This window comes from Hydrogenovibrio crunogenus, assembly GCF_004786015.1.
GTDB classification, from domain to species: Bacteria; Pseudomonadota; Gammaproteobacteria; order Thiomicrospirales; family Thiomicrospiraceae; genus Hydrogenovibrio; species Hydrogenovibrio crunogenus.
In genome coordinates this window covers 222,406-236,581 of the sequence record NZ_CP032096.1, presented here as the reverse complement: position 1 = coordinate 236,581, position 14,176 = coordinate 222,406, and the positions used below count along the sequence as shown (strand labels likewise).

Below are 14,176 nucleotides of genomic sequence, written 5' to 3'. Positions count from 1 at the left end.
CTTTTTCGCTGTTAGTAGGCTTGGTATGACCCTTTGTATGACCATCTTTAAAACCTGTCTTATCACTCATTAACTTATCTCCAATTCTCATTTTTTGGGTTTTGGTGCAGGTGGAGGTGAATTAGGTTTTATCCTATCCGTCGGCTTTGTTCTATCAACACCATTAATCACTCGATCTACGGGGTTTCTTCCACCATCTTTTCGTCTTATCTTATCGCTCATGACTGTTCCTATTCTAATAACTCATTGGGAATAGACTCTATAGAGAAACCGCCCAATTTTTTTGATAAATATAACTTTGGAACGGAGTAATACTCTTCAGAATCATCATACCCAAACACTGTCACATCCATCATAACTAGTTCTTGAAAAGATTCATTTTCTGAATAAGACACAACCCTTCCTTGATAAGTCAAACCTTTTTCTTTATCTCTTACATAAATCCAATCAGTATCTTCTGCACTCAAAAAATAACTAAATAGATTTTCATCTCCATATTTAAACGACGCATTAAAAAACTTAGCTATTCTATTTAAACGTTTATGATAAACAATTGCCGCGGCTAATATACCAAGCGGAATTGCGATCATGGTAGCCCAAAAAACATCTGCAAGTTCAAATTTTAATGAGGGATCGAAAATAAAAGACCAGACTGATAAATAATAATATTGAACTGGGTTCTCAAATATAACTTGCCAAATCAATATTACAGCTTGAATCACAGCATAGGACATAACACCAAGCACAAAAGAATAGATCCCATACTTCAAAGCACCCCAGGGCTTAACATGGGAAGTAATTTTTTCAGCAGTTATCGCTGAGATAAATCCTGGAAAAAGTATTATGCCTATCAAAACAGCTAATTCATTCACATTTCACTCCGTAAAGATTTTGCTCAAATCGTTTTACTTGAACTCCATTTTAATAAAATATTTTCTGCAAGACTTAGTGCCTTAGATAAAAGTTTACTTCTTGCTTTTTTATCATGCGTTCCATGGACTTGCTCTATAAGAATTGATAGATTGATATGGTCACTGTTCGAGTCATCAAAAATAGGCAATGACAAATGTTTAAACACATTAGCAACCTGAATAGATACATTGTGGCTGTCAAGCCATTCTCGAACCGTTTCTGTATTAAGGAGACCGCATAAGAAATAAGCCGTTTCTTTATTGTCAAATGAAGCAAAATAAACTTTATGATCTGGAATAAAAACTCTCTCGCCAATTACCGGCATATCATCAGAAGCTGCAACGGCAGCGTAAAAACTTGATGACATCTCAGGCCAAACGACTTTCCAAGGTTTAAAGGTATAGTCACCAACATTGTAAACAGCCTGATACGGTGCGTTCTTCATTTGTCTGCGATAAGTTGAACGATCTAACAATAACGTTTCAAATCCTTTAAACCAAGCTTTAGTTTTCTTGAGAACTGGGCTGTTCAAATTATCTTCGCATTCCTGATACGCTTCTTTTGAAATGGCATTATTAGGGACAAAGGTATAGAGACGCTCTTTGTTATATTTCGGATCTTTAAGCTTCAGGTAACACGGCTCAAAATCACTAGCGCCTTTAATTAGAGGATAAAGCAAGTCAGGTTCAACCCACTGAGTTTTGGCGACTCCAATGTCCTTTCTACCAGCTTCTGGACGACTTCTAATTTCAACAAGCTTTCCATTATCTTGTAATATAGGAACGAAATAGACACCATTTAAATCTGCTGTAATCCCTTTTCTCCCCTGTGTCCAATTACACTCAGACGACAAATATTTGATTGCATCAAACCTACCAGTCTTCAAAATAGCCCAAGGTGAGCCATCTTCACTAACAGGAAATGCTTCCTTATAATCTGGTTCAATTATATTTGTCATATCAGACAGACTAACTGTTGGAGGTATAGCTTTTTTCTGGCCCGTTTTTGCATTCCATATTGTGTACGGGACGGGGTATACTGCAGGCACTTTGGTTTTTCTGAATACCGATACAACAGTGTGATTTGAAGCATCTTCAAATGGCTTCAGTGCTTTAAAGTCATCGATATGGATAGGTTGAAGAAATGCGGAATCTGGATTAGTTGATTCGAGCTTAAAGGTTCTAAAACCGGCTGATGATGGGTTTTTGAAAAGCGTACCAGTTATAACAAATGCAAGGCAACCCCCATCATTCAACCATTTATCAGATACTGCATATGTAATCATGGCCGAAATATCTAACTCATTACCACCATGACGCTTCGTTTTAGAAAAAATACCGTAGTCTTCACAGGTTGGCTTCACCCTATCGCGATAAGCACCTGGAAGTTTTGACCAACGAACCCAGGGGGGATTACCTACAATGCAATCGAACTCGCCTGCAGTTGCAGACCAAAAGAAATTTCGAACGATTCTGAACCAAATCCCGTTCCACTGTTTTCGATGTAATTCTAATACTTGGTTGTAGGTATACGATAAAGGCTCTGACCAATCAGACATTTCTTCAATTGATACATAACCGTATTTGACTAAATTTTCTTCTACCTTATCAAACTCAAGATCTGATTCGACATCCTCTCCCATTCTTGCAAAAACATCATCAAGACGTTCACGATTCAGCGCCAGCTCAGATGGAAGTAAAATATCTAATTTAGCAACCTGGCTACCAATCTTATACTGCACAATTTTTTGACTATCTTTCGGATTTTGTGCGGGTGAGTAAATAGCATCGGCCAGTAGTACAGGTAATTCAATGTCTATGCCTTTGCATGACTTTAAAAGCCCTGAAATCTCCATAAGAAAATTTACACGAGCTGTTTGAACAGCAAGAGGGTTTAAATCAAACCCCCATACCGTTGAACAAACATGCTCTAGTGTTTCCAAGTCATTCCACTTATTAACTCTTGCTTCTGCTATTTTTTTGCGAATCAAGGCAATCAAAAAGGCTCCTGACCCCGCTGTTGGATCGAGCACTCTTTTATCCAGCCAAGAACCTTTATTTGCCTGTGATAGCGTAAAATCTACTAGCCAATCAGGTGTATAAAACTCACCAAGTGACTGGCGAAGTTTTCCAGGTACAAGACCTTGGTACAGGTCTCTCAAGACATCTCTGGTGTTTGAAAGCTGAGTCAAACTATAAAAAGAAAGTACAGATAAAACCTTTCTTAATGAGATTAGTAAAGTGTTTTCGTTAGCCGCCAATTGCTGTTTAATGATATCCAAATACCAGCTAAATATTGCCTCTTCAACGAACCCTTTTATGCCGGCCTGTTCAAAAATTTTGGAACGCTCAATTTCAAATTCCAATGAATTAACAAGCGTTTGATCGTCTTGCATTGCAGCCATTGCTTGGGCTGGGTACTCAATAGATGTTAATCCATGTGCAGAGACTATTTCAGCTGCAATTAGCTTTATGAGTAGAGAGTTATAGGTATGGATGACAAATAGTCTTGCAGGTAGCGAATCTTCAACTTTACCATTCCATGTGAAAGACATTTCTTTAGAAATCGCTTCAGCTTGAAGAACTGACATATCAGCTACCTGACCATAAAGTGTTCTCCACTCTTCAAATAACATTTTTACTTTGTTATTTTTTGGCTGCTGAATTTCACTAGCCAAACCATCTGACAGATTTTGCATTAGTTCTTTAGCACCCGGAGAACCATGACCAAAATCAGCTAACAAGTTTTCTGTTGTTAATGCTTTTCTTGTGTCAGAAATAAAGGCATCAATTACTATCCCTACGGCATACTCAGAAAATGGAATAAGTTGCTGAGAATGAACCTGGCCATTTACAACCTGAGCAAAGCAAACATGTTCACCATCAATAGCAATCCCGATAAAATCAGATTCAGGTATACCTGTCTTTTGTGATTCAGTTTGAATATATGGAAGTAAGCGCTGCTCTGTTGCTTCAATAAATTTAGGGCTAGTCTTTTTACCGTTAAATAATCTTGGAGCTTTAAATTCAACAATGACATGATTAAGGCTTGCATCTTTTCGATCACGCTCGGCATTCAGATGTAACCCTGTCGCTCCTTCAATTGCTTGAATCCAAGCTAATCTAACCTCTTCTTCTCCAGACCAAGGCTTTTGGCGCTTTGTATTTATTTGATTAAATGCTTTTTCTATTTTGTTCACAATATTTTTATCCAGAGTACTATTCTTTAAGCCTATACAATAAGCTCTAAAAGAGCTTTAGCTTTATTTTTTCCAAGCTTGCTAACAAGACGATTTAGAAGCAAATCAATTTCATCATCTTCAATTCTCTTTATTTTTTTATCAACAAAAACCGGCTCTTCTCCAGTAATAATAAAGTGGATGCTCGGATGTTGTCCCTTTTCATTGGTTAAAGATCCAAATTGGTTTAGTTTATCCGGACCAATAAATCCTTTTCGTTTTCTCACTTTAGTTAACGTCGATTGGTTGGTATAGCCCAGCTTTTCTGCCAGAGTTTTCATGTTCAACCCTAAACAATCTTCAGAGACCTGCAAAAAGCGATCACAAATTTTTTCTAACGACTCTTTATCTATATGATTTCGCATAATAAAAATATGATTTTATAATAATTTTTAGTAGATTATACATAATAGATTTGATAAAATCATATTAAATAAAATGAAAAGACGTGCTTTTTTATGAAAAAATCAAAATTAGGTCAATTTTACACGCCAGAATACATCAGTGAATTAATGTCTGAACTAGTTATATCTTCAGAAGCTAAAGAGCCTCTGAAAATTATTGATATGACATGTGGCCACGGCTCATTACTTAAACCCCTTCAAGCGAAGTTAGTTAACAGCTATTTTCATGCTTATGATATTGATTCAAAAAATATTGAATATTTAAAGCAATCCCAGTGCACTTGGGATGTTAGAAATGAAGATTCTCTACTATACGAATTTGAGAAAGAATTTTACGACATCTCATTAGGAAACCCTCCATTTATAAAAACAAAAGTCACACCTCAATTAGCAGATATTTGTGAAAGAAACTATTCTGGAAAAATATTAAAAATAGGAACGAGTATTCGTGCTGAAATTATTTTTATTGCCAAATATATAGAAGCAACAAAAATTGGGGGTAGAGTTTCTCTGATACTTCCTGAGTCAATCATTTCTAATGAGAAAATGGACTTTGTTAGAACGTATATTTTTAAGAACCTTAGAAACATCTCAATTTATGAAATTAACGAGCAATATTTTGATGAAGCAGAAGTCAGAACATATTTAGTGTCGGGTGAAAAAACAATTAATCCAGACTTAAAAATTCAAATTGGTACGATTTCAAAAAACGGTCAAGTGAACAAAATCAAAACCGTTGATAAAAAGCATTCTGTTTTAAGGGCTGACGTGAAATACCTATCTCAAATAGAAAGGTTCAAAGCTTTAAAAGAAAAATACACTTCGCTTGGGGAAGTAATTTATTCTTTAGACCGTGGGAACAAAACAAAAAAACAGTTAGAACATGATAAAACTGTTTTTTTTCATAGCTCCTCCTTTAAAGAATTTGAAACTCAAGACATTAGCCTAGAAGGCTGCGAAGATTTGATGCAAAGGTACAATGCAAAACACGTTGCTAAAAAAAGCGATATTCTAATTCCAAGAATTGGCCGTAGTTGCCATCAACATCAAGCTCTAATTACTTACGGGAATGCTGTTATCACAGATTCTGTATTCAGATTAAATTTGCCTAAAAAAATTGCACCTATAGTTTTTGAGTCTCTACAAACCGAAGATAGTAAAAGCTGGCGAGACATTCACTCAAAAGGTAGCTGTACAAAACTTCTAACGAACAGCGACATCTTAAACCTGCCTATAATCGGTTTAAACCGTTAAACTATACAAATAATAATGTCCAATGCCTGATGATCTTTTTGTCGATTTGTTCGGAAAATCATACTGCAAAGACACTTGCAACCCCATTGAGTAATTTCCAGATTCAATTCTACTAGCCTGCTCATTCAGTTTTTCAACTGCATAAATTGAAGCACCAATAGAACACGGTTTAGTTCCATAGGCAGCTAACTGTAAGACATCACTATCTTCTATTGTTGGCTCAACTCTTTTCGATAAAAACTCATAAGTTGATAAAGGAGAGTTCGCAGAAATGAATTCAGCTTCATCACAGTCATTATTTTCGAGAAATTGTGTGTGTTGAAAAATTGAATGATTTTCCCAGCCAGATTGGAATGGGGGAATTGCGAAAGCAATCATTAGCTTTTTTATTGTTGAATTTTCATCATCATTCAAAACTCTACCAAGCCTACTTCCTTCAAAACCAACAAACGCAACTAAATTGACCTTGCTGCCATGAGAACCAAGCATTGGGGTAAAGCCTGGCACCGGCATAGACTTACTGAAAGAGTCACTTAAGCGAAAATCGTGTCTACTAATTGATGGAGATAAGGCTTTACCATAAGCATCTGGTGTTAAATATAAAAAGTCAATTGAGTCTACTTTATCGTAGACTTCTCGCAATATGAGTGTAAGTTCAACAAAGTCGATTGTTGTGCATTCAATAAGCACACGATTTCCTGAAATACTTTTTATATATTCAACTGCTTCCGGAAGAGTGTATTCAACTCCATTAATAATCATTTGAAAAGTTTGACTTTCATATGAAACCTTAAATATTCTTTGCTCTGAATAGACATCTACAATGTATCGATTTATCAACTCCGAACGGTCATCTAAATCAACTTGAGTTCCAATGAACACGCAGTCGTAATCACTTCTTAAATTAATTCCTTCAATGGAAATCGCTTTCTGATCACATAAAAACTTCATCTAAATAAATCCTAGAAATCGATTTGGTCTTGATGAGAAATAACTTTACCAACTTCAACTTCGACTTCAACTTCAGCATTCTTCCAGCGTGATAAATAACGCTTATAAATATTGTTAAATTCCTCTTCACCTCCAAGAAAAAGAACATTTACTTCATTCTCATTAAAATCGATCTTCCGAATTTTTCTGTAACTAATCCCATAAAAGGGCGCAAAAATAGGGTTTAAAATATAGTCTTTATCTGCAATATCATCTGATTTACTTTTGGTTTTATTTTCTTCAAACAAAACATTCCAAACTTTCGCACTTCGAATCAGATCCTGCAATTCAATTGGCAAACTTGATCCTGAAGAAATGTTAATAGAAAAGTGATTTATTTCTGGTTCGCTTTGAGAATATCTTTTTGCAGCTACGGAAAATATCATCCCCAATCTCGCTACAAAATTTCTTAGGCTTTCACCATGTTGGCCGAGACTAGGAACAACTTCTATCAAATTCTTTTCACTAACTCTACGAGCTGCATGCGCTTGTATGTTAATTGGTATTGAAGAAAACTTAGTACCCGACTCTGATAATGACTCAATAAGTGCTTCATGACATAACTCTTGAAAATGTCTCATGTTTTTTCTAGACAAAATACAAAACCGGTCAAACCCCGCATACAAGGGACAAGTTCGTTTAGGAAAGGATTTGTAAATCATAAAAATTACGCCGAAAATATTATTTTCAATCCACCCTTTAAACTGATTGTTTTCTTTATTGCCACCTGCCCACTCGATAAGATCATTCAATACCTGCTGCGGATCTTGTTTTTTTCTATTAAGGATCGCCGCAGAAACGATTGATGCTTCTGGTTGACTATCAATAATAAAATCCTGAGGTTTAATAGCATTTCCCTGAATGCCAGAACTTTTCAAGCCTAGCTTTATTATGCTCAACACCTTATTTCTCAAAGTCTTATCATTAATAATTTCTGCCGCAACATCGCTAGAGCTACATGATGGAAAAATTTTTGATGCTATATCAACAAATTTTTGAACTCGATAATCATCCAATCTCAAACTCAATTGCTTTTCTTCTGTAAGAATTTCGGGATTATCATAGTCTGGATCTGAGTCGATTGCTCCGACATGCCTCAACCTATAAACAACAAACTCAGCTGCCATTAATTTGAATTCTTCACTAGAAGTTTCGCCATCTAGATCTATTGTTCTAAAATCATGGGTCTCACTTATTTTTTCGGTACCACTTGTTTCCCAACAAATATCGGCGTATTTTTTCATAGCAAAACTGAATCTAAGTCTCGGTCTGCTATGCTTAATAAAATCATTAATTAATGCTTGCTGACCAGCAGCAAGATTTTCGTATTCATCAACATAAACCATATAAGACATTTCATACAACTCACTTACTTGCCTAGAAATGTCATCAACAATTGTCGGAATTAAAGGAAATGGGGATAGAAACTTTGGCTGCTCAACACTATTATAATTATTCAACCAAAATGATAGCTTTAGTTTTTGTTGGTTACAAAAATCTTTTAAATCAGATATACATTTAATTGTTTGCTCAAAACATTCACTTAAAACTGGATCTAGTTCTATCTTGAGTAATTCCTTTCCATCAAGTTCAAGCTTTGATTTCTGAATACTTTTTAATGAGTAATAAATTTCTTCCAATAAAATTAAAGTTAAATAATGCAAGAAAGCCATTTTCCATTGCGAACCTAGCCAGTTATCGGTAATTAGAGAACACAACTGTGTGTCAGGCCTCCAATAAATACCAATATTTTTAATTGACTCCAAACTAATATCATTTTTTTTCGGCGAGAAGACCGTGGCATGACAAAGTGATTTTAAAAACATCGTTTTGCCAGTTCCTCTAGCCCCAACAATCCGCCATGATTGGTTTGTATTGATAAAGTTATAATTCTTTACAAATGGAGGGATTGCAAACAAACCATATACATCATCAGGATAGTATTCGGCTCGATTTTTTGTGAATGCATCTTTGATATTTTCGTTCATCATTTATCGTCCAAAAAGAGGGTTCCATTTATCTAAATCTTCATCATGATAAAAAATTGGCAGGCTATTATTTGGAGAAGAAAAGTTTGAAAAAAAGCATGTTAATGCCTGCTTTTTATACCCAAAAGTATAACCTGGATTTAAACCTCGTCTATAAAATATGTCTTTATAAAAGTTTTTAGCATCATCGATGGAATTTACCCCATCCCTGAATTTTCCATTTGTTGAATAAAAAAATCCATGTTCATCACTTAATATCTCTACAGGCAAAGTTTGAACTGAAGGAAAGTTAGCATCTATTTTGTTTATAGCTTTTGTGTGGCCGATAAGAGGACAATAAATAATTAGTTTATGCCTAAAAATTTCATACAAACTTCTATCACTATTTGCATACACCTTATTCAAGCACTTTGAAAACTGACGCCCTGTACCAGTAATATCATCAATGAAAACCAGAACATCAATCGTATCCGCTTGCTGGACAGCTGTATCTAAGCTTATTACATGATGTTGTTTAATTCTCAAATGCCTTCTAAAAGAACGTATAAACAAATCGCCACTGGCGCCAGGAGAGCTTTTTTCTACAGTTACAAACTTTAGTGGAAATTCAATATTTCTGCGTAAATTATTTGAATAATCTCTTATTAAATTTTGAAGCCCACTATCTCTTAATGCCTTCGGAATTCTTTGATTGAAAATATCGAAATAACTGGAATGTATCATTTTATTACTTCGAAAAATCAGTGCGTCTAAGAGATGAGCTGCAAAATATTTTTCTTCATCTGTTTTAAAGTTTCTTAACCAAGCACTAAAAGAAAGCATTTCAATTTCAGCCCATACCTTTTTGGAAATCAAAGTATTAACTTTACCAACAGTTTGATCAAAGAAATGATGTCCTTCGTCAGGAATATGAAATGTCACAAACTTACCCTATAAAATTTTTTATTAAACTCGATTCTAAAATAACTCATTAATTAACTTAGTCTTTTTCGCACCAATCAACCTTAGTACCACCGTCATATTTAACAGCTAAACCTTTTGCAATTAGACTTTTAGCCAAATCTTTTCTGTCAATCAGAACATCAGCTATAATTCGAAAATACTTCCCTCGCTTAATATTCATCAACTCAATCTTATTAGCTGATCTAAGCATTGAAACAGTAAACTGCTTGGCCTTAACTGCAAGGTCTTTTTCAAACTGACACTTTGCCCTTAACTCTGGCGTATCAATGCCATTTATTCTGACAGGCATCCTTTTCCCTGCAATTTTAGGCCATGAATGGATGTTTACACGAAATGTATCACCATCATAAATACTAGTGACTTCATCCACAGTAACCGAACCATAACTTTTCTCAGAAGCAACAGAGGTATTTAATGAACCAATACTCCAAACAAGGAATATAAAAAACTGATGAAAATAAAACATGTAAAATTTTCTATCTGCCTCTGCAACCGGGAAATGGAACTTCCACCTCTAGAAGTCTAGACAACTTATGATAGAACTCGTCACGATTACGCCGCTCTGAATCAAACATATGACAAACCTCGCAAAGAGCTTTTATGGCTTGTTCCTTAGTTATATCTCCTTCCTCAACATAGACAGACAAATGTTGATTATAAATATACTTGAGTTCATTATATGAATCATCCTGACCACAAGAAACTAATTGGCTATCCTCATCTCTATGCTCATTACTAATGTCTTCGTAATGAAATTGGTCAGTAACATCGGTAATTTTATTTACATCATCACAAGCGAGATAATCTTTAAAACTCATCATAAAACTTTATCCTTTCGGAGGATGGGGATCATTGCCATGACTATCTTTTTCGGCAATTTTTCCATCTTTATTGTGAATCATCAATTCAGTTTCCTGATTACGACTTATTTCTCTTGCACGAGATTCAGCTTCTTTTTTAGTATCAAAATGACCGGACGACCTCTCTGAACCAGACTGCCGAATATCCCAACCACCACGTTCTTTATTTGGTACCACATGAGTGCTTTTCTTAGACATTGTAAACCTCCGTAAATTACCGCTTTTCAAATAATACAATTAACGTTTTCATAATATCCGAGTATTTATGATACACACCTTTGGCTGCATAATAATCACCAGTTGTTGTCTCAAGAATCTGACAGTTAACCTTAAAATATCCTAGTTTATAATCGGATGTGAGCGTAAAACCCTTGTAAATATCTCTGTCATCATCAATGCAGCGTTCCGTTGCAATACGGTCCATATCGCCACCAAAAAGGACTTTCTCCTTTGGAGAGTCATTAGTGACACCACTGACTGCAATTATGGCAGCAATGGCTATTGTTTTAGCAGGCACTCAAGAAACCCTACCATCTAAATCATTAAATACACTATTAATCGCTCTATGTACCCGATCAACAAAACTATCATCATCAGTAGCGATATGTTTCAAGCTGGATATGAATTCAAAGTCATTGAGAACCTTGCTTGCAATACCATTTCCAGAGTTATTCGCTATTTGAAACAACAAAGATCGGGCACCATTTGACTCATCTAAGTTCCTTCCTTGGTACCCGCCAAAAAGGAATAAAGAAAAACCAACCTTCTCTTTTCCTTCAATCTCCAATAAATAAACCGTTTGGCCTTTTTGATTTGAAATAGCTAAAAACAGAGCTTTACGCTGCCTGCCTACTACAGTATCCCAAGAATAATTGCCTGATTTTCCCTTTGGTCGTTCAAAATCATAAAGCCTAAAGGGGGATGAATAATCAGTACAACCAACCGGTAATTCCTGAGCAGATAAATCCTGTCGTTTATTAAGGATTATTGATACAGCATTAGATACAGATGTAATACGATCTGAAATAGGAATAGGCTCAGCATCATTGATTCGATTTTGCCAAGCTTGAAGATTGTTATCTTTTGAATAATCACCAGGCAAAGAACTCCCGTCATTAGAATCAGTAGCGTCTTCTTCCTCTTTAAACCGACGCACTTTTTCTTTTTCAGAAACTTTTTTTACTTTCGTAATCATATCACCATGTAAGTGACTAAACCTTTGTTGATAAAACTCCAGCTCTTCAGCTTCAATGCCATTTGTCGGCTTTTCATCTTGAGTTAATTCAGGCTGTTCAGAATTATCTTTCCTTTCTTTCTTGTAGGATGGTTTTGGAGAGGACTCATTATCAATAGCACCACTTGATTTGTAGGAATCAAGTGATTCAATTTCAACTCGATGAAATGGAAAAGAATGCTCGCATTTTTCGATTGTTCGAACAATGAAGGTCGTGAATTCTTCTTCACCATCCCTTGGAGGGAGCCATTGCCCTAAAACCTCCATATCAGTTCCATCAGAAAACGGTAGGTTGGTTCTAGGACATGCTTCTGTGAAGTTAAAATTTTTCTTGGTATTAGTCAGTGAAGCATAAATATAACTCATTGCTTTCATTGCCTCAGAATCTGCTAACGCTCGAGCTATCAGTACTGCATCCGAGTCATAGCAATGCCTTTTAAGCCAAATGTAAACCGTCTTAGTCGTTTTATCAAAATTAAAGTCATAAAAAAGCTTATTTGCTTGCTGATAATACTCAAATGACTTTAAAGCTCCATTAAATAACTGCTGAGTGAAATAAGTTGAGCCAGAGAAGTAATATCTAATAATTTCTGTAGTTGGGATAAGAATATCTACTGTATTCCCATTTATTTTTGAATTGGGATATTTTACGAACTGAACACCCAACCCATTCTGAATAAAAGGCATCTTCGTTCCAGATTTTTTTTCTGAGCTTAACGTTACAAATTTACTTTGCGATTGATTAATTGAAACATTAAAAAATTCAGATGGTTCCCAAACAGGAGAACCATTTTTCCATACGGTACCTGGCTTCAAAAATATCTGATTAGTGACATCAACTTTTAACTCTAATACGTCATTTTCAACTTGAAAAGATTTGAAAATATCTTTTGCAGGAATGGCTTTAATTTCTTCTAGTGACTGGTAAAAAGGTTTATATAAAGAAAAATTGACTATAAGCGTCCGGAAGGGCATTGAAGGGTCATAAGCTTCATCAAAAGAAACGCCCCTCAGTATATCTAATCTATAAAACTTATCTGGTTCACACTGTTCGGCAAAGTTTTTTAATTTGAATTTTTCAGCCACTCAGCCTCCTTTGATTTAAAAGGCTGAACAGAAGCAAAATTTGAAACAAATTAAAACAGAACCTTATTCTCAAATAATTTTGTAGATTCTCATTTATTTTTGTAATTATCAAATAATTTTGGAGTTGACAACAACGCCCCAAGGGATCATCCTGAAAATAACCTGAAGGCGTTGGGTTCATTGCGCAAACCAATTGCACAGAAGCCGGGTAGGTCACTTTCTGGTTGACCCGGGCGATTTCAACTCTTCGAGTTTCAAGAGGCTCTCGCAAAGCTTCCAGTACAGAACGATTGAATTCCGGCAATTCATCTAAAAATAAAATGGAGTGGTGCGCTAAAGAAATCGCGCCCGGTTTGGGCACCCCTCCTGTCCCGCCTCCAACCATTGCCGCTGCCGTGGCGGTATGGTGGGGTTGAACCAGTTTTCTTTGAAAAAACTGATCCGTTGAAATTGTTTTCCCGGCAACGGAATGAATTGACGCAACATCAATAGCCTGGCTCAAATCTAACGCAGGCAATAAGGTCACTAACCGCGAAGCCAACATACTTTTACCCGATCCGGGAGGGCCCATCATTAACAAAGAGTGTCCCCCTGAAGCACACACTTCCAACACTCTTTTTGCCTGAATTTGCCCTCTAATATCGGAAATATCTTCAGCATAGTTTGCAGCGGTTATATCTAGCGTAGAAGGGCGTGACAAAGTGGATTCTGGTGACATCAAAAACTGGCAGACCTCCAGCAACGTCGTCGCGCCATAAACTTCGGCACCATCGACAAAGCCGGCTTCCTCTAAATTCGATTCCGGGACAACCAAAGTACGCGCTACATTTTTAGCTTGAATCACGGCAGGTAAGACACCTGGCACAGGACGAACGTCACCATTCAAAGCCAGTTCGCCCAAAAACTCATACTCTGCTAAGGAGCGAACCGCATTTAATTGCCCAGTGGCCTTTAATATCCCCAAAGCGATCGGGAGATCATAACGACCACCTTGCTTGGGAATATCGGCTGGCGCTAAATTAATGGTAATACGTTTTGGGGGTAAAGAAAACCCGCTGCTGAGCAATGCACTGCGAACACGATCACGACTTTCTTTAACGGATGCTTCAGGAAGCCCGACAATTGACAAACTGGGCAGACCATTAGTGCTGTGCACTTCGACTTGTACTTCAGGAGCCTGAACTCCAGAAACGGTTCGTGAAAATAGAGTCGAATACTGTCCTGGAGAGCTTGCCATGCAATATCCG

At 36.3% G+C, this 14,176-nt stretch carries 13 protein-coding genes; 1 reads left to right on the top strand and 12 read right to left on the bottom strand.

Features of this window, described 5'->3' with window-relative positions; all coding sequences use genetic code 11:
• Positions 1 to 230: 230 nt before the first annotated feature.
• From GHNINEIG_RS01020 to GHNINEIG_RS01010, 3 genes are read right to left on the bottom strand one after another with little or no spacing between them, the layout of a single operon-like run.
• On the bottom strand, positions 231 to 872 hold the full coding sequence (locus GHNINEIG_RS01020) for a transporter permease (RefSeq protein ID WP_135794934.1): 642 nt from the start codon (positions 870 to 872) through the stop codon (positions 231 to 233).
• Between the two features lie 23 nt (positions 873 to 895).
• A complete protein-coding gene (locus tag GHNINEIG_RS01015) occupies positions 896 to 4,111 on the bottom strand; it encodes an Eco57I restriction-modification methylase domain-containing protein (RefSeq protein ID WP_223260906.1) in 3,216 nt (1,071 codons plus the stop codon).
• Between the two features lie 32 nt (positions 4,112 to 4,143).
• Complete coding sequence (locus tag GHNINEIG_RS01010; RefSeq protein WP_135794933.1) at positions 4,144 to 4,431, bottom strand: hypothetical protein; 288 nt, start codon at positions 4,429 to 4,431, stop codon at positions 4,144 to 4,146.
• A gap of 177 nt (positions 4,432 to 4,608) precedes the next feature.
• Here GHNINEIG_RS01010 and GHNINEIG_RS01005 point away from each other — a divergent pair, with 177 nt between their 5' ends.
• On the top strand, positions 4,609 to 5,808 hold the full coding sequence (locus tag GHNINEIG_RS01005) for an N-6 DNA methylase (RefSeq protein ID WP_135794932.1): 1,200 nt from the start codon (positions 4,609 to 4,611) through the stop codon (positions 5,806 to 5,808).
• On the opposite strand, the gene GHNINEIG_RS01000 is transcribed toward GHNINEIG_RS01005, so the two are convergent.
• From GHNINEIG_RS01000 to GHNINEIG_RS00960, 9 genes are read right to left on the bottom strand one after another with little or no spacing between them, the layout of a single operon-like run.
• Entirely contained in the window at positions 5,797 to 6,759 is a 963-nt protein-coding gene (locus tag GHNINEIG_RS01000; RefSeq protein ID WP_135794931.1) for a hypothetical protein, read from the bottom strand. The genes GHNINEIG_RS01005 and GHNINEIG_RS01000 overlap by 12 nt on opposite strands.
• An 11-nt stretch (positions 6,760 to 6,770) precedes the next feature.
• Positions 6,771 to 8,789, bottom strand: a complete 2,019-nt coding sequence (locus tag GHNINEIG_RS00995; RefSeq protein ID WP_135794930.1) for an ORC-CDC6 family AAA ATPase — start codon at positions 8,787 to 8,789, stop codon at positions 6,771 to 6,773.
• Positions 8,790 to 9,707, bottom strand: a complete 918-nt coding sequence (locus GHNINEIG_RS00990; RefSeq protein WP_135794929.1) for a phosphoribosyltransferase-like protein — start codon at positions 9,705 to 9,707, stop codon at positions 8,790 to 8,792.
• A gap of 58 nt (positions 9,708 to 9,765) precedes the next feature.
• Positions 9,766 to 10,215 (bottom strand): thermonuclease family protein, encoded by a 450-nt coding sequence (locus GHNINEIG_RS00985; RefSeq protein WP_135794928.1) that lies wholly within the window; start codon positions 10,213 to 10,215, stop codon positions 9,766 to 9,768.
• A 10-nt stretch (positions 10,216 to 10,225) separates the two neighbouring features.
• Positions 10,226 to 10,570: a hypothetical protein gene (locus GHNINEIG_RS00980; RefSeq protein WP_135794927.1), complete on the bottom strand. Its 345-nt coding sequence runs from the start codon at positions 10,568 to 10,570 to the stop codon at positions 10,226 to 10,228.
• Between the two features lie 6 nt (positions 10,571 to 10,576).
• Positions 10,577 to 10,807, bottom strand: a complete 231-nt coding sequence (locus GHNINEIG_RS00975; RefSeq protein ID WP_135794926.1) for a DUF2188 domain-containing protein — start codon at positions 10,805 to 10,807, stop codon at positions 10,577 to 10,579.
• Positions 10,808 to 10,823: 16 nt separating this feature from the next.
• The gene (locus GHNINEIG_RS00970) at positions 10,824 to 11,126 is read right to left on the bottom strand and encodes a hypothetical protein (RefSeq protein WP_135794925.1); all 303 of its coding nucleotides are present in this window, start codon (positions 11,124 to 11,126) and stop codon (positions 10,824 to 10,826) included.
• Positions 11,127 to 12,929 carry a hypothetical protein gene (locus GHNINEIG_RS00965; RefSeq protein ID WP_135794924.1) on the bottom strand — a complete coding sequence of 601 codons (1,803 nt, stop codon included), beginning with the start codon at positions 12,927 to 12,929 and terminating at the stop codon, positions 11,127 to 11,129.
• Entirely contained in the window at positions 12,922 to 14,166 is a 1,245-nt protein-coding gene (locus tag GHNINEIG_RS00960; RefSeq protein ID WP_223260905.1) for a YifB family Mg chelatase-like AAA ATPase, read from the bottom strand. The genes GHNINEIG_RS00965 and GHNINEIG_RS00960 overlap by 8 nt, the downstream gene beginning before the upstream one ends.
• Positions 14,167 to 14,176: the final 10 nt, after the last annotated feature.

Excerpts from the sequence above, each read along its gene's own strand:
- GHNINEIG_RS00975 (WP_135794926.1), bottom strand. The coding sequence starts at position 10,807 with ATGTCTAAGAAAAGCACTCATGTGGTACCAAATAAAGAACGTGGTGGT.
- GHNINEIG_RS01000 (WP_135794931.1), bottom strand. The coding sequence starts at position 6,759 with ATGAAGTTTTTATGTGATCAGAAAGCGATTTCCATTGAAGGAATTAAT.
- GHNINEIG_RS00995 (WP_135794930.1), bottom strand. The coding sequence starts at position 8,789 with ATGATGAACGAAAATATCAAAGATGCATTCACAAAAAATCGAGCCGAA.
- GHNINEIG_RS00985 (WP_135794928.1), bottom strand. The coding sequence starts at position 10,215 with ATGTTTTATTTTCATCAGTTTTTTATATTCCTTGTTTGGAGTATTGGT.
- GHNINEIG_RS01005 (WP_135794932.1), top strand. The coding sequence starts at position 4,609 with ATGAAAAAATCAAAATTAGGTCAATTTTACACGCCAGAATACATCAGT.
- GHNINEIG_RS00980 (WP_135794927.1), bottom strand. The coding sequence starts at position 10,570 with ATGATGAGTTTTAAAGATTATCTCGCTTGTGATGATGTAAATAAAATT.
- GHNINEIG_RS01010 (WP_135794933.1), bottom strand. The coding sequence starts at position 4,431 with ATGAAAACTCTGGCAGAAAAGCTGGGCTATACCAACCAATCGACGTTA.
- GHNINEIG_RS00960 (WP_223260905.1), bottom strand. The coding sequence starts at position 14,166 with ATGGCAAGCTCTCCAGGACAGTATTCGACTCTATTTTCACGAACCGTT.